General features: G+C 47.3%; 17 protein-coding genes. 8 read left to right on the top strand and 9 right to left on the bottom strand.

Features of this window, described 5'->3' with window-relative positions; translation table 11 throughout:
* The first annotated feature begins 106 nt into the window (after window positions 1–106).
* Together ABV001_RS00580 and ABV001_RS00585 are read left to right on the top strand one after the other, a co-directional pair.
* Complete coding sequence (locus ABV001_RS00580; RefSeq protein WP_352421008.1) at window positions 107–439, top strand: helix-turn-helix domain-containing protein; 333 nt, start codon at window positions 107–109, stop codon at window positions 437–439.
* Between the two features lie 402 nt (window positions 440–841).
* Window positions 842–916: a hypothetical protein gene (locus ABV001_RS00585; protein WP_352421063.1), complete on the top strand. Its 75-nt coding sequence runs from the start codon at window positions 842–844 to the stop codon at window positions 914–916.
* A gap of 171 nt (window positions 917–1,087) precedes the next feature.
* Here the strand turns inward: ABV001_RS00585 and ABV001_RS00590 are convergent, their stop codons facing one another.
* The gene (locus ABV001_RS00590) at window positions 1,088–2,005 is read right to left on the bottom strand and encodes an Rpn family recombination-promoting nuclease/putative transposase (RefSeq protein WP_352421009.1); all 918 of its coding nucleotides are present in this window, start codon (window positions 2,003–2,005) and stop codon (window positions 1,088–1,090) included.
* A gap of 357 nt (window positions 2,006–2,362) precedes the next feature.
* Between ABV001_RS00590 and ABV001_RS00595 the strand changes: the two genes are divergently transcribed.
* The 4 genes from ABV001_RS00595 to ABV001_RS00610 all read left to right on the top strand — a co-directional run bounded on the left by ABV001_RS00595 (window position 2,363) and on the right by ABV001_RS00610 (window position 6,155).
* On the top strand, window positions 2,363–3,610 hold the full coding sequence (locus tag ABV001_RS00595; RefSeq protein WP_352421010.1) for a glycosyltransferase family 4 protein: 1,248 nt from the start codon (window positions 2,363–2,365) through the stop codon (window positions 3,608–3,610).
* Between the two features lie 350 nt (window positions 3,611–3,960).
* Window positions 3,961–4,683: a class I SAM-dependent methyltransferase gene (locus ABV001_RS00600; protein WP_352421011.1), complete on the top strand. Its 723-nt coding sequence runs from the start codon at window positions 3,961–3,963 to the stop codon at window positions 4,681–4,683.
* Complete coding sequence (locus ABV001_RS00605) at window positions 4,680–5,570, top strand: glycosyltransferase family 2 protein (RefSeq protein WP_352421064.1); 891 nt, start codon at window positions 4,680–4,682, stop codon at window positions 5,568–5,570. The genes ABV001_RS00600 and ABV001_RS00605 overlap by 4 nt, the downstream gene beginning before the upstream one ends.
* Window positions 5,571–5,582: 12 nt before the next feature.
* Window positions 5,583–6,155 (top strand): RNA methyltransferase, encoded by a 573-nt coding sequence (locus ABV001_RS00610; protein WP_352421012.1) that lies wholly within the window; start codon window positions 5,583–5,585, stop codon window positions 6,153–6,155.
* Here ABV001_RS00610 and ABV001_RS00615 read toward each other — a convergent pair.
* From ABV001_RS00615 to ABV001_RS00650, 8 genes are all read right to left on the bottom strand, one after another.
* On the bottom strand, window positions 6,058–6,840 hold the full coding sequence (locus ABV001_RS00615) for a UDP-2,3-diacylglucosamine diphosphatase (RefSeq protein ID WP_352421013.1): 783 nt from the start codon (window positions 6,838–6,840) through the stop codon (window positions 6,058–6,060). The two genes, ABV001_RS00610 and ABV001_RS00615, sit on opposite strands and share 98 nt — an antisense overlap.
* Window positions 6,841–6,868: 28 nt before the next feature.
* Window positions 6,869–7,186 (bottom strand): metal-sulfur cluster assembly factor, encoded by a 318-nt coding sequence (locus ABV001_RS00620; protein ID WP_352421014.1) that lies wholly within the window; start codon window positions 7,184–7,186, stop codon window positions 6,869–6,871.
* A gap of 49 nt (window positions 7,187–7,235) precedes the next feature.
* A complete protein-coding gene (gene radC / locus ABV001_RS00625; RefSeq protein WP_352421015.1) occupies window positions 7,236–7,925 on the bottom strand; it encodes a RadC family protein in 690 nt (229 codons plus the stop codon).
* Between the two features lie 62 nt (window positions 7,926–7,987).
* Window positions 7,988–8,749, bottom strand: coding sequence for a YaaA family protein (locus ABV001_RS00630; RefSeq protein WP_352421016.1), 762 nt, complete (start codon window positions 8,747–8,749; stop codon window positions 7,988–7,990).
* A 140-nt stretch (window positions 8,750–8,889) separates the two neighbouring features.
* Entirely contained in the window at window positions 8,890–9,552 is a 663-nt protein-coding gene (locus tag ABV001_RS00635; RefSeq protein WP_352421017.1) for a DUF2461 domain-containing protein, read from the bottom strand.
* Between the two features lie 20 nt (window positions 9,553–9,572).
* The gene (efp, locus tag ABV001_RS00640) at window positions 9,573–10,139 is read right to left on the bottom strand and encodes an elongation factor P (RefSeq protein WP_352421018.1); all 567 of its coding nucleotides are present in this window, start codon (window positions 10,137–10,139) and stop codon (window positions 9,573–9,575) included.
* Window positions 10,140–10,228: 89 nt separating this feature from the next.
* Window positions 10,229–11,539: an NCS2 family permease gene (locus ABV001_RS00645; RefSeq protein ID WP_352421019.1), complete on the bottom strand. Its 1,311-nt coding sequence runs from the start codon at window positions 11,537–11,539 to the stop codon at window positions 10,229–10,231.
* 18 nt (window positions 11,540–11,557) lie between these two features.
* Window positions 11,558–12,283 (bottom strand): DUF5020 family protein, encoded by a 726-nt coding sequence (locus tag ABV001_RS00650; RefSeq protein WP_352421020.1) that lies wholly within the window; start codon window positions 12,281–12,283, stop codon window positions 11,558–11,560.
* Between the two features lie 515 nt (window positions 12,284–12,798).
* Between ABV001_RS00650 and cysS the strand changes: the two genes are divergently transcribed.
* Both cysS and ABV001_RS00660 read left to right on the top strand, forming a co-directional pair.
* The gene (gene cysS / locus ABV001_RS00655; protein ID WP_352421021.1) at window positions 12,799–14,277 is read left to right on the top strand and encodes a cysteine--tRNA ligase; all 1,479 of its coding nucleotides are present in this window, start codon (window positions 12,799–12,801) and stop codon (window positions 14,275–14,277) included.
* A 1-nt stretch (window position 14,278) separates the two neighbouring features.
* Window positions 14,279–15,613, top strand: a complete 1,335-nt coding sequence (locus ABV001_RS00660; RefSeq protein WP_352421022.1) for a sodium-dependent transporter — start codon at window positions 14,279–14,281, stop codon at window positions 15,611–15,613.
* Window positions 15,614–15,782 lie beyond the last annotated feature (169 nt).

Here is a 15,782-nt window from a genome sequence, read left to right on the forward strand (position 1 = left end):
ATTTTCCTTGTGATTTTTCATCTCTCATTTATTACATTTTACAGGTAATGTCCACTTATGGATAAAATACTGTACAACAGCATACTTACAGTTAAAAAGCCGCACAATGAAGAGTCAGTATTTGCCATACCTTCCACCAAACGTAAATGCTTTCGGCACTACTTCAATCAACACTTTCCGTGCAGAATACAAAGTGGACACTACTCTTGGAACACTGACCATCGATTTTGAACTTGTTTATAAATTCGATGCGGGAAGTATTTTGCAACATTACAAGGGTATTTTTACTAACTCGGCATTAGAGCGAATGACAGGTATCAATCAACGCCAATTACAGCGTTATGCATCGGGGGAGACAAAACCGCGTGTAGAACAGGCGAAAAAGATATCAGAAGCCTTTAATAAGTTAGGGAAAGAATTACAGGTCGTGAAGCTTTAGTTTTTAATTGACGTTAAAATGGTTCTGACCTCCCGTCCCGGTTCTCCGGGGCGGTTTTTTATATGAGTCTCCCCCGAAAACCCCATTTTGCCAATTTTACCCACCTTACAGGGTATTGTGGAGGGGTTGTTTTTAAAGAAAACGACTTATCGGAGTGGACTCTTATATAAAACTGTAACTTAAAATTCAATAGTGCAGTTTAAAAGCATAAAAACACAAAAATAGTGCAGTTTTATAGAATATTTATGTCTCTGAGTGTATAAATAAAACACTGTAAACCATGGATATAAATATTTACAAACAAATACTGTTAGACCAGCAGAAAGAAAAGATGAAATTTTACCTGAAAACCCCAATGAAGCCGTAAAGAATAATCCCGATAAATTCCCTGAAGGATATATTATTACTTTGACGGATGAAGAAATGCGTTCTTTAAGGTCGAATTTTTTCGACCTTAAAGAACAGCGGACGAGGTAAACATACCTCCGCCTCTATTATTCCGATACGGAATACCTCAGGTAACGACCGGCGGGAGTAACGACCGGTTGCAAACAATAAACGTGCACCCCGTATTTGCATATCGGGGTACACGTTTTTTTCGTGCGATAAGCAGGGAGAGGCCTTGTCGGAGGACCCTTATCCGCTGTTTTACAGCTTTTCGATCTCTTCGGCGGAAAGCCCGGTGGTTTCAGCTATCAAGTCAACCGGCAGACCCCTTGCCTTCAGGTTCCCGGCGATTGTAAGCTGCCTGTTTCTGTCGCCTTCTTCCCGCCCTTTCTCCATGCCTTCCGCCATACCTTTCTCCATGCCTTTCTCCATGCCTTCCGCCAGACCTCTTGTCATAGCCAGCTCCGCGGCTTGTTCAACATAGGTGGCAGTAGCCAGGTTGTCGCGGTATACATCGAGGCTGTTTTCATATATCTCGCGCTCCTTCTTGGTCATGGAGGCCTTTGAGGCCATCTGTTCCAATTTTTCAAATACCGCCTTGCGGTTCTTGAAAGGGATTCTTTCCAATGTTTCCATATTCTTCAACACATAAATCCATTTGTCAAAATCTGTCTCACACCCGCTCTCCTCTTTCGTGAAAGAGGGAAGCTCAATAAAAATAAAACGCAGCTTGTCGCTGAATTGTTCATGAGTATCCCTGTCGGCCAAAACTATGTCGCTACGCAACTTGCCAGGTGTGTCGTGCAAACGGAAATTCACAAAAAACACACCGTAAACCGCTTTCAGGTCAAACTGCCATTGTTCTCCCCTCTCGGCTTGGCGCACAATGGCGCGGGAGAGGTAATACAACGCCCGGCCGGCAAAATTGACCTGCCGGATATTCTGCATCTCAACGATAAAGTACTCACCCGTGTCGGATATACAAAAAATATCGTAAATAGCTCCCCGGTCGCCCCCTACTTCGGGCAACAATTCCTTGTCCAAGAAACGGATGTCGCTGACACTTCTCTCTCCTTCGAGCAAGTCGTTCAAAAAGTCGATGATCAGTTCCTTGCTGACCTCCTGTCCGAATATCTTCTTGAAACCGATATCGGTAAACGGGTTGATAAACCGTGCCATGGCGCTTGTTTTTAATACCTTGCAAATAATTCATCGCTTCCCCACAAAGGTAAATGAAAAACTTCACATTCCCAAATGGATGAATTATCAGAACCCGAAAGTTCCGTTATTTGCCCGATCCTTATATGCCTCTTTTTGAGCACGGGAAAAGCAGCGAGGATATAAAAGATACCTTCCATACTATAACCTGATTCCCCCAATGGTTTGTACCGGGGCAACATCCCCATATTTATGCGCAATACAATCCAATTTCACTTGAATTCAACCCATAGATCTTTTATCCTTCTATTTTCATCGAAATCAATCCTGTTAAATTCAAAATCGTTACTTTTGTAATCTTACATCGAAGATACGGCAATGAAAGTACTTTTCATCAGCACATACGACATACAGGGAGGGGCGGCCATAGCCGCAACCCGGTTATTGCATGCCATGCAGGCGGCGGGATATGATGCGTCGATGGTAGTACGTTCTAAACTGGGAAATGACGCCAAGGTATTCCCGGCGGGAAATGAAAAGATGAACAAGGCACGGTTTTATTGGGAACGCGGTGTTATTTACCTGCACAACCGACTTTCAAGAGAAAACCTGTTCGACGTATCGATTGCCAATACGGGAGTGCCGGTGACAAAACTACCTGCTTTCAAGGAAGCAGATGTGGTCCACCTCCACTGGATAAACCAGGGCATGCTCTCCGTGAAAGAAATTGGACAGATCCTCGCCTCCGGGAAAAAAGTGGTATGGACCATGCACGACATGTGGCCCTTTACCGGGATCTGCCACTATGCCGGCGACTGCGACGCTTTCACCTTCGGCTGCAGCCACTGCAGCTACCTGAAGAGGCCTTCCCTGAAAGACCTTTCAACCTCCGTTTATCATCAAAAGCAATTGGCTTACCGTAAAGGGAATATCACATTTACCGCCTGTAGCCGCTGGTTGGAGGAGTTGGCGAAGCAAAGTCCGCTCACACAGGGACACAGGGTTGTCTCCATCCCCAACCCTATCGACACCGAAATTTACCTGCCCAAAGACAAGAACGCGATCCGGGAGAAAATGGGGCTCCCCACCGACAGGAAGATCGTGCTCTTCGCGGCAATGAAAGCTTCCGACAAGCGTAAAGGCATAGACTACCTGATAGAGGCGTCCCGGCTGGTCGCCCAACAAAGGGATGACTTGCTCTTTCTGGTCGCCGGCACAAACGGCGATGAAACCGCTGCCCGATTCAGCCTCCCGACCCGAAGTACAGGTTTTGTGGCACCAGGTGATATGCCGGACCTTTATAATGCAGCCGACCTGTTTGTCACGCCGTCGTTACAGGATAACCTGCCCAACACCATCATGGAGGCGATGGCGTGCGGCACGCCTTGTCTCGGCTTTCGAACCGGGGGCATCCCGGAGATGATCGACCACCTACAAAATGGGTATGTGGCGAATTATCAGGATGCAAAGGATCTGGCAGACGGATTGCGATGGACACTATTCGAGGCAGATGCCGGAACGCTTTCCACCAACGCCCGCAGGAAAGTGATGGAGCATTACACACAGGAAACAGTCGCTCAACAATATAAGAAAGTGTATGAATATTCAATTGCTGCTCGGTTGTAATTCAATTGTTATTCAATTGTTATTCAATTGTTATTCAATTGTTATTCAATTGTTATTCAATTGTTATTCAATTGTTATTCAATTGTTATTCAATTGTTATTCAATTGTTATTCAGTAGTTATTCAGTAGTTATTCAGTAGTTATTCAGTAGTTATTCAGTAGTAATTCGGTAATAGTTCAGTGGTAGTTTGGTAGGTATTCGATTGCAATTGAGTTATCCCGTAAAGCGGGAAATAACAGCGAAGCGAATAACGGCGAAGCCGAATAACAGCGAAGCGAATAACGCGAAGCGAATAACGCGAAGCGAATAACGGCGAAGCCGAATAACAACAGAATTGGCTCTATAAAATATGAACAAAAACAACAACATAACCGACAAGGAATTCTGGGATAACTATTGGCGCAATTACCAATACGACAAGATTCCCCAAAAAGTGGTGTTCGAGAAATTTATGCCGAAACTCACCAGAGGAATAAGCTTCATTGAGATCGGCGGCTTTCCCGGCGTGTATGCCGCTTACTTCTACCAACGGGGTATCCGCGACGTGACCATACTCGATTTCCATATCAACAAGGAGATCGTCCGTAATTTTGAAAGGATCAACGATTTGCCCGAAAGCACCATACAGTGCATCGACAAGGATTTCTTCGCCTTCTCTTCCGAAAAGAAATATGATGTGGTCTTTTCCTCCGGATTTATCGAACATTTCGAAGATACCCGGGATGTAATCGCCCGGCATGTGGACCTGCTCTCTGAAAAAGGACAGTTGTTGATCATCATTCCCAACTTCCTGGGTCTGAACGGAGAGATCCAGCGAAAGTATGACAGGGAGAATCTGGATGCCCACAACCTGCAATCGATGAAAATATCCTACCTGAAAGAGATCATGCAGTCTTTCAACCTGTATGATGTTTCTGTGGACTATCTCGGAAAACCCATGGTCTGGCTGGAACCAAAGCCCGAAAACCGGAAAAGGAGAAAGTGGGTGAAGATGCTGAGCTATGCCGCCAAATTATTCCCGGTAAAAGGGAGGTTCTTATCGCCCTATATTGTTATCTACGCCCGAAAATAATGAAACTATCCGTCATTACTGTCACTTTTAACGCTGAAAGAACGCTGGAACGGACACTCAAAAGTGTGCGGGAACAGACCTGCCCCGATCTGGAGCACCTGATCGTGGATGGTGCATCAACCGATGGAACGGTGGAACTGATCCGGAACAGTGGAAATCTGCCAGTAAGTGAGGGCAAAGTAAGTTTACTTAATTTTGCCGAGCGACGGCAGATTGCGCAAAGCGAAAGGTGGAAAGGTGGAAAGGTAGAAAGGAGACTAGGCGGCGGGGAGACTCGGGGACTCGGGGACGGGGAGACTCGGCGACTCGGCGACTCGGGGAAAGTACTAAAGTGGGTCAGCGAACCCGACCGTGGTCTATACGACGCCATGAACAAAGCCATCCGGATGGCAACCGGCGATTATCTCTGCTTCCTGAACGCGGGCGACACCTTTTTCTCACTTGATACGGTGGAGAAGATGATGCAGACATTCGACCCGGAGAATCCGCCCGATATCCTCTATGGAGAGACGGCCATCGTGGACGAGGAAGGGGCTTTCCTCCACATGCGCCGGCTGAAAGCCCCCGGAACACTCTCATGGAAAAGTTTCAAACAGGGAATGGTGGTCTGCCACCAGGCTTTTATCGTGAAGAGGGAGCTGGCGGAGCCCTACGACCTCTCCTACCGCTTCTCATCCGACTTCGACTGGTGCATCCGTATGATGAAGAAAACCGCATCCATCCACAACACCCGCCTTACACTGGTCAACTACCTCAACGAAGGCATGACTACCGCCAACCGCAAAGCTTCACTGAAAGAGCGCTACCGCATCATGGCAAAATATTACGGCCACACCTCCACCGTCCTCCACCATATCTGGTTTGTAATCCGGGCAATGTTGAAATAAAGATTTATGCTTATGCAACGACGAAAATTAAAGATTGAAGAACTGAACCGGATTTCGGTCGATGAGTTCCGGGAAGCGGAGAAGATACCGCTGGCGGTGGTGCTCGACAATGTACGCAGCCGGCATAACATAGGGTCGGTATTCCGTACAGGAGATGCTTTCCGTATAGAGGAAGTGCTGCTCTGCGGCATTACCGGCACACCACCCGACGTGGAGATCCACAAGACTGCCCTCGGCGCGGAAGATTCGGTGAGATGGCGTTATTTCGAAGAGACCCTTTCAGCCGTGGAAACATTGAAAGCGGAAGGATATACTGTCTTTTCGATCGAGCAGGCAGAAAACAGCATCTCACTGGAAGAGCTGGAATTGGATAAAAGGAAAAGATATGCGGTGATTCTCGGCCACGAAGTCCATGGCGTAGCCCAGGAGGTGATCGACGCATCATACGGATGTATCGAGATTCCGCAATACGGCACTAAACATTCCCTCAACGTGTCGGTAACGGCCGGTATCGTAATATGGGATTTTTATATTGCTTTAACTGCAGGTCCTCCCCGTCGAACTCCGCATAGGAAAAAAGAGTGATCCAGTCGCCCAATATAATCACGCGGCTCCGTGCCGCAATGGGCAGGTCGAGTAAAACATGGCGGTGTCCAAAGATAAAGTAATTGATATCGGGCATCTCCACCAGCTTCTCCCTGGCGAACCGGACAAGATGCTCACGCTCCTCTCCCATATAAGGCACCACCCCCCGGCTGTCCCGGCTGCTGTTCGACCATGCATGTGCCAATGGTATCGTCCACCGCGGATGAATGGCCGAAAAACATTTACGCAGGAATTTACTGTGAAACACTTTCCGGAGAAAGTGGAACGAACGGGAGTCATCTCCCAATCCATCGCCATGGGCAAGGAAAAACTTCCGGCCTCCCATTTCAGTGATATAAGGCTCCAGATGCAGTATCAACCCGCACTCCCTGGAAAGATAGTCGCTCAGCCAAAGGTCATGGTTTCCCGCAAAGAAATGGATTTCTATCCCGGCATCGGTCATCTCGCCCAACTTGCCGAGCAGGCGTGTAAAACCCTTGGGAACAACATACCGGTATTCATACCAGTAATCGAAGATGTCTCCCATCAGAAAAATCACGGCAGCATCATCCCTCACGCTATCCAGCCACCGGCATAATTTACGCTCCGTCTCAATGGAATCGGCATGCGACTTGGAGCCCAAATGGGCATCGGCAAGAAAATAGACTTTATTCCTCACAATCAATTTATTCAACCGGACTTCTATCCCTTAATTACATCATTCCCAGCTCCAACAATGCTTCTTCGCTCATCATCGACCGGTCCCAAGGGGGATCGAACGTGAGGTCGAGTTCCACCTTGTTGACTTCGGGAATGGATTCTACCTTCAACTGTACATCCATCAGGATGAAGTCGGCAGCAGGACAACTGGGAGAAGTGAATGTCATCTCAATAGTCACATTGTTTTCATCATCGATATCCACATCGTAGATCATTCCCAGATCATAGATATTCACGGGGATTTCGGGGTCATATACCGTACGGAGCATGACCACTATTTTATCTTGTAAAGCTTGTAATCCTTCGTTCATAATTTCATTTTCTCATTAAACCGATTATCCGGCATATTGTTTAATTGTATCAGATGATTCCTTCATCCGCAAAACTGAAATAACTGTCGCCACAGACGATAATATGGTCGAGCAGGGAGATATCCATCCATTGGGCAGCCTCCTTCAATTTCCTGGTCAGGTGGGTATCCTGCGGGCTGGGCCTGCATTGCCCGGAGGGGTGGTTATGCCCGAGAATGATCCCGGAGGCATACAGGCTAAGGGCCTCCCTCAGAATCAACCGTATATCGACTACCGTTCCCGAGATGCCGCCACGGCTTACCTGCATGGAACTGAGCACCTTGTTCGACCGGTCGGTGAGCAGCGCCCATGTCTCCTCATGATTCAGGTCGGACATCAAGGGATAGAAGTGCTCATAAGCGACCCTCGACGAGGTGATCTTTCTCTTTTGGGGCGTTTCGATGGACTTCCTCCTTCGCCCCAGCTCCAGCGCGGCAATTAAGGTAACCCCTTTCGCTTGCCCGATGCCCCGGAAGTTATTTACCAGATCGGAGACGCTCATCCGGGCCAATTTGTTCAGGTCGTTATCGGCTTTCGACAAGATATGCCGGCTCAATTCCACCGCACTTTGCTTATCATTACCTGAGCCGATAAGGATGGCAAGGAGCTCCGAATCAGAAAGTACCGAAACTCCTTTCAGTAGTAATTTCTCACGGGGACGGTCTTCCTCCGCCCATTGTTTGATGCTTAACTTGCTCATAATGGTCGATTTCAGGAATAAAACTCCCCAAATATACAAAAAAATAAAATAAAACCGCCCTATCATCTCACAAACACCCAGACATCTTCTTTCGAAAGGGCGGGATAAAAGAAATAACCTTCGTAATCGAACCCCTTCACCTCTTCGGGGTCGACCAACCTGTTTTTGATGATAAAGCGCGACATCAATCCGCGTGCTTTCTTGGAATGTACCACGATTTGCTTGAGGTCGCCATTTTCCTGTTGCAGGAATTGGATATCGATAATTTTCGTACCCTTCGGCAGCATCTCCTTCCGTACCACTTTTGCATACTCTTTGGAAGCCACATTAATGAGGGTCTTGTCCCCTTTCCGGAGTTTTTTCGAGAGATGCACATTCACCGTGTCCTCCCAGAAATCGTAGAGGGTCTTGTATCCCTGCGGCACAATTTTCCGCTGCATCTCCAACCGGTAGGGTTTGATCGCATCCAACGGCCGGACAATACCGTATAACCCCGAGATGATATTGAGGTGCTGCTGCGCGAAATCAAAATCTTCCGCGGAGAAATCATGGGCGTTCAGCCCCTTGTAGGCAATCCCGTTATAGGTAATCGCAGCCGATTGTCCGGGAGTAGACCTGAGATCAAATGTCTGGAAATATTCATATACCTCATGCGCCATTCTGGCATTGATCTTCATCTGTGTGGCGATCTCCCTTTCCGACAGTTGCCGGCAGACTGTCATCAGTTCTTCGGTCTTTTCCGGGAACAACGGTTTAGAGGGCTTTACATTTCCTTTCTTATCGGAAAAATCCATCAATTTGGCAGGTGATAGAATTATTTGCATATTACCAATTTTTTCAAAACCTCCTTACATTCTTCCTGAACCACAGCTTAAAGATAATCAAAAAACAACTACATACAACTTTGTCACATACAACTTTGTTACAAGAAGAAAGCTAATACAGGAGAGCGTTTCAAGACTATTCAACCTTTCACCGCCCGGTTTAAAAATGCGTTGAGAGGATATTGTATTTTGCAGAGCTCCATGATACGGTCAATCACCCCGTCCTGAAGGAAAAACTCATTTTCAAGCGGATAATGGGTAATAAAGTGTTTGTTTTTCAGCAGTTCGATTTCCTTGAAATCTTTAGGATAACCGAGAGGCGGTTTTTTAAGCCTGTCCTCATCGGATAATTCAGGGAAAGTCTTTTTGAATTTCCGGTTATCGAGGATGCTCCTTATCTCATCGGGATGGTGGTAAATTTCATTCCTGACGGATTCCAACGTAGCCGGATCAGGGCTATAGATACCGCCGGCAAAAAACGATTCGTCGGGTTGCACATGGATATAGTAACCGGCAAACCGTGTTTTTTTGCCGCCATTGGCTATAAAGGCACTGAAATGGGTCTTGTAAGGCGTTTTATCATGCGAGAACCGGATATCCCGGTAAATACGAAAAACAGACTCATTGGCCGTTACTGTCCCGAGACCGGGATCCAGTTGCGCAAGCGGCACAATGAGCCTGTTAATAAAATTTTCAAAATCCGCCCGGACTTCATCATACTCCAATTTATGTTCGTGGAACCAGTTGCGGTCGTTATTCATCTGCAACCGCACAAGAAAATCGAATATAGAATAGAAGTCCATAACCTGAATGCTATTTGTGATTACCCTCTGACACGCTCAACGTAGGAGCCGTCGCGTGTATCTACCCTGATCTTTTCTCCAGTGTTGATGAACAGGGGAACGCGCACTTCAGCACCTGTCTCCACCGTAGCGGGTTTGAGGGTGTTGGTGGCAGTATCTCCCTTGATGCCCGGTTCGGTATAAGTCACCTCGAGTACCACATGCGTCGGCATTTCGGCAGTGAGGATCGTACCACTTTCGGCATGGATCTGTACTTCCACGATATCTCCTTCTTTCAGGAACTTTACTCCTTCAATTTGTTCTTCGGGAATAGGAATCTGTTCGAACGTTTCGGTATTCATGAAGTTATATCCCATATCATCTTTGTAAAGATACTGGAACGGGCGACGTTCAATACGCACCTCATCCACTCTTACTCCGGAGTTGAATGTTTTTTCAAGAATACGGCCCGTGGTTACATTTCTCAGTTTGGTGCGGACAAAAGCAGCACCTTTACCCGGTTTCACATGGAGAAACTCCACGATAAAATAATATTGGCCTTCCAGATCAATGCACATTCCGTTCCTGAAATCAGCGGTTGTTGCCATAAGCTGTCTATTGTTATGATTTTATATTAGTTGAGGCCGCAAAAGTAGTCATTTCAGCCGACATATGCAAGCGATACCGTTCAAACCCCTCAAACTACGCCCATGCCATCGAGTATCATCTTCACAATAAACAACACGAAGATTACCCACATGGTGACCGAAATATGTTTGAACTTCCCGCTCAATGCTTTCAGCAAAACAAAAGAAAGCATACCGAAGACAATCCCCTGGGCGATACTGAAGGCGAACGGCATCATCACGATGGTGAGGAAGGCGGGCAGCGCTTCGGTCATATCGTCGAAATTGATCTTCACTACCGAAGTAATCATGAACAGCCCTACAATGATCAGTGCGGGAGCAGTAGCCGAAGCCGGCACCATCAGGAAGAGCGGGGCGAAGAACAGCGCCAGGGCGAACATAGCCGCGGTGGAGAGGGCAGTGAGTCCGGTCCGGCCTCCCACAGCTACCCCCGAAGCGCTTTCCACATAAGAGGTAACCGTGCTGGTTCCCAATACAGCGCCAAAAGTAGTGCCGAGTGCATCGGCAAAGAGCGCGCGTTTAAGTTGTGGAAAATCCCCATTGTCATCGGTAATTCCCACTTTTGATGCTACCCCGAGCAATGTGCCTATGGTATCGAACAAATTCACGAACAGGAAAGTAAATACCACGATCAGCATGTCAAGGGTGAATATATTCGACCATTCAAACTGCATAAAGATGGGGGTAATATCGGGAGGAAGAGCTACCAGGCTTCCTTCCGGCACATGCACTTCCCCCAATGTGATGGCAAAGATAGTAGCCGCCGCAATCCCTATAAGGAAAGACCCATGCACTTTTTTATAGTAAAGCACTGCCGTGAGGATAAGTCCCAGCAAAGCTATCCACACATGATGATTGGACATGGCACCCAACGTAACCATCGTATTTTCATCCTTTACTATCAACCCTGCATTTTGCAGGCCGAGCAAAGTGATAAAAAGGCCGATCCCCACCGGGATAGCATTCTTAATAGCAACCGGAATGCTCTTCACAATGAGTTCGCGGACATTGAACAGGGTAAGAAGCACAAAAATAATACCCTCAATAAAAACGGCGGTCAATGCCATTTGCCAGCTGTAACCCAGTCCTATCACCACCGAAAAGGCGAAAAAAGAGTTCAAACCCATCCCCGGCGCCTGGGCCACCGGCAGGTTGGGAATAAAAGCCATAAAGAGAGTGCCCAATACAGTAGCAAGCGCCGTCGCCGTAAAGAGGGCATCCCGGTCCATCCCCGTGGCACCCAGAATATTGGGATTTACCACTAAGATATAGGACATGGTGAGAAATGTAATAACGCCCGCTACAAGTTCTGTCCGTACGGTTGTTTTATTTTGCTTCAGTTTAAATATTTTTTCCAGCATGATCTTGTGAGATTGAGATTAAAAATTCCATTTGGTGGCTATCGTGGGGATAGCATAAAATTTACTTTCATTAAACTTATTCACAAAGTTGTAACTCAGTTCCACTTCAGTACCCAGTGCAAAGTTGGAGGTGAGGTTATACCAAAATTGGGGTTCGCTCAGGAATACCACTTTCTTCCCGGACGCATCTTCACCTTCCGTGAAAGATTTATCCTCCGTCCAGAGATCCATGAACCCTGCCAGTGAAATCTTTCCGCCGGCGAGGGTGGAATTCCATGTGACGGTCCATTGCGCATCATGGCTTGTCTTCTCGAAAGCGTTCAGCTTATAGGCCACGTAGGTACTCATAAAGAAATTCCCCAATTGGAATGGATAACCAAAACCACCCAGATAGGAACTCGGGATGGAGAAGCTGCCATCTGTCCCCCTCACCAGTCCCAAACCGCCATTGTATTCAATATGGGGCAGTAAAGGGAAGTCTCCGATCTTGAACTCACGGGCAATCTCGGCATAGGCAAGCCCCGGATTCCGTTTGTCGAAATTAAAATCGAAATCCACAAACATAAAAGTGCTTCCCCACTTGTCGGGCTTAAACATCTCGAAGGTGGCGGTCAGGTAATTGACCGGGGCAACCTTATCTCCATACAATGAATGACGGGGATCGAAATGCAGTTGAAGGTTCTGCGCCTGGATAGTCGCCGTCGCGCATAGGATCGCAACAGATAGAAGAATGTTTCGTACCATAAAGACTTTTTGTTTTAATGATTAAGTTGACAAAAATTATACTATATCCATGAAAAACGATACAGTTGATCAAAAGAAGCGACAAAAATATTAAAATTATACAAAGAAGCGCCATAAAATCGATTCTTTTTTCAGCATCAAGAGACAATTCTATTGTTATTCGCTTCGCTGTTATTCGGCTTCGCCGTTATTCGCTTCGCGTTATTTGTGCTTCGCCGTTATTCGCTTCGCGTTATTTCCCGCTTTACGGGATAATTCAATAACAACTGAATAACAACCGAATAACAATCGAATAACAACTGAATTACAACCGAATAACAACCGAATAACAACCGAATAACAACTGAATAACAACTGAATAACAATCGAATTACCACCGAATAACAACTGAATAACAACTGAATAACCACCGAATAACCATCGAACCACGTTTCCACCTAAAAGTCTTTGTTCTTTGCCCTTTATTCTATAAGAAATTTGTATTTTTGCCTGTCTTATGAAAATTATCATCCATTATGTGCGAAAAAAAAGAAAATAAATTAACCATCTACAACACACTCAGCAGGACGAAAGAACCTTTTGAACCGTTGCATCCCCCTTTCGTAGGCATGTATGTGTGTGGCCCGACTGTATATAGCGACATACATCTGGGAAATTGCCGCACCTTCATCTCCTTCGATATGATATACAGGTACCTGCTCCACCTCGGATACAAGGTACGCTATGTGCGTAATATCACCGATGCAGGCCATCTGGAGGGCGACCGGGATGAAGGCGACGACAAATTCGCCAAGAGAGCCAGGCTGGAACAGTTAGAGCCTATGGAAATCGTACAGAAATACACGCTCGGGTTCCATGAAGTACTGTCTCTCTTCAACACCCTCCCCCCCAGCATAGAACCTACCGCCACCGGGCATATCCTTGAGCAGATAGAAATGATCAAAAGGATATTGGACGGAGGATTCGCCTATGAGGTCGACGGTTCGGTCTATTTCGATGTGGAGAAATACAGCAGGGAACATGATTACGGCCGGCTTACCAACCGGAAATTGGAAGACCTGCTGGAGGGTACGCGGGAGCTGGGCGGACAGGATGAGAAGCGGGGAAGGCTGGATTTTGCCCTTTGGATCAAGGCAAAACCGGAAACCCTGATGCAGTGGCCTTCGCCCTGGGGATGGGGATTTCCCGGCTGGCATATAGAATGTTCAGCCATGAGTACAAAATATTTAGGCACTACTTTCGATATCCACGGGGGTGGCATGGATCTCCAGGCAACCCACCACACCAACGAAATAGCCCAATCGGAAGCTTGCAACCATACGGCACCCGCCAAATACTGGATGCATACCAATATGCTCACCGTAAATGGCGCACGGATGTCCAAAACCGCCGGTAACGGCTTCTTGCCTAAAGAGCTGTTCACAGGAGACCACCCGCTACTAGACAGGGGCTATTCTCCCATGACGGTACGCTTTTTCATGGCGCAATCGCATTACAGGAGCACCCTCGACTTCTCCAACGAAGCATTGCAGGCAGCCGAGAAAGGATATAAAAAGCTGATGGAAAGTTTATCGGTATTAGAGAAATTACCGCCTTCCGCCGCGTCTTCGGTAGATATCGCCGCACTGGAAGAAAAATGCTATGCTGCCATGAACGATGACTTCAATAGCCCTATGCTCATAGCACACCTGTTCGATGGAGTACGCATCATCAACTCGGTGAACGACAAGAAGGAAACACTTGCCGCGGGCGATCTGGAGACGTTGAAAAAACTCATGCACACCTTTATTTTCGAAGTGATGGGGCTGGTTGACGAGTCAAAGAGCATGGGCGGAAGCGATGTGATAGAGGGATTGATGAATTTGATTATCGACATCCGCAAATCGGCCCGGGAAAATAAGGACTGGCCCACATCCGATAAAATCAGGGATGAACTGAAATCGATCGGCGTGGAGATAAAGGACACCAAAGAGGGTGTTGAATGGAGAATTTGACATGTCTGAGAAACGGGTAACATTCGCCTCTAAGATCGGGGTGGTGGCGGCAGCCGCCGGCTCGGCCGTGGGCTTGGGTAATATCTGGCGTTTCCCCAGCCAGGCCGCTGATGGCGGAGGAGCCATCTTCATCCTGGTATATATCGGTTGTATCTTGTTTTTCGGCATACCGCTCATGGTGAGCGAGTTCATGGTGGGCAGGGCCTCACGGTCCAATACCGCCGGTGCTTATCACAAGCTTGCACCCGGCACCCAGTGGAAATGGGTCGGCAGGTTGGGGGTACTTACCGGATTTGTCATCATGGGATTTTACATGGTAGTCTGCGGATGGACGCTCATCTATATCTTTCAATCGATCTCGGGACATCTCGCCGGGGTCACCGACTTCTCATCCAACTTTATAGATTTGCAAACCAACCCTGCAAAACAAATTGTCTGGATGACCATTTTCACGCTTCTCACCGCCTTCTTTATCCTTTCGGGCGTAAAGAAAGGAATTGAGCAGTCTGCTAAAATTTTAATGCCGCTCCTCTTCCTGTTGCTTATCGTGCTGGCCATCCGTTCCATTACCCTCGACGGTGCCGCGGAGGGAATCAGATTCCTTTTCAAACCGGATATGTCGCATGTGAAACCGACCCTGTTCCTCGACGCCATGGGACAAGCGTTCTTCTCCCTATCCCTTGGCATGGGCTGTATGATCACTTACGGTTCCTATTTCAATAAAAGGACTCCCCTGGTAAAAACAGCCATACAGGTCTCCATGCTCGATACCCTGGTAGCTGTCCTTTCCGGGGTAGTCATCTTCCCGGCGGCGTTCGCCTTGACGGCCAATCCCGGCACCATTGTCGGCGAGCTGGTGGCCGGCGGCCCGGGGCTGCTGTTCATCACCCTGCCTGAATTGTTCAACCAGATGCCCGGCTCTATGATCTGGAGCACCCTCTTCTTCTGCCTGTTGGCGCTGGCGGCCCTCACCTCCACTATTTCCCTGATGGAAGTAGTGACGTTGTATATCCATGAGGAGTACCGGGTTTCACGCAAAAACAGTACGCTTATCGTTACGGCAGGAGTCATAATTTTAGGCATATTCGCTTCTTTCTCCGCTTCTTTCTTCAATTTGCTCGACGTCGCCTCTGCCAAATTCATGTTGCCCATCGGGGGATTCTTTATCTCCCTGTTTGTAGGATGGCATCTCGACCGTAAACTGGTATATGCGCAACTCACCAATGAGAGGACATTGAAATTCGGGATAGGATTCCTGAGAGTTTATATATTCCTGCTACGCTACGTGGTCCCTACCGCCGTGCTGGCCATTTTCATCTATGGGTTGAGAGCATAATACCGGGACGCGGCATCCATATCACTGAAAGAGAAAGTCTTTCACCGGAACGAGAAAAAAGTTTAAATCAATTAAAACAACCTAAAAGCAGGAATAAACCGCTCAACCTTCAGTTTAAAATATTATTTTTGCATCACGATTGCAATTGTCATGCGACCTCGATAAAACG

Source organism: Proteiniphilum sp., from assembly GCF_040307845.1.
Classification (GTDB): domain Bacteria; phylum Bacteroidota; class Bacteroidia; order Bacteroidales; family Dysgonomonadaceae; genus Proteiniphilum.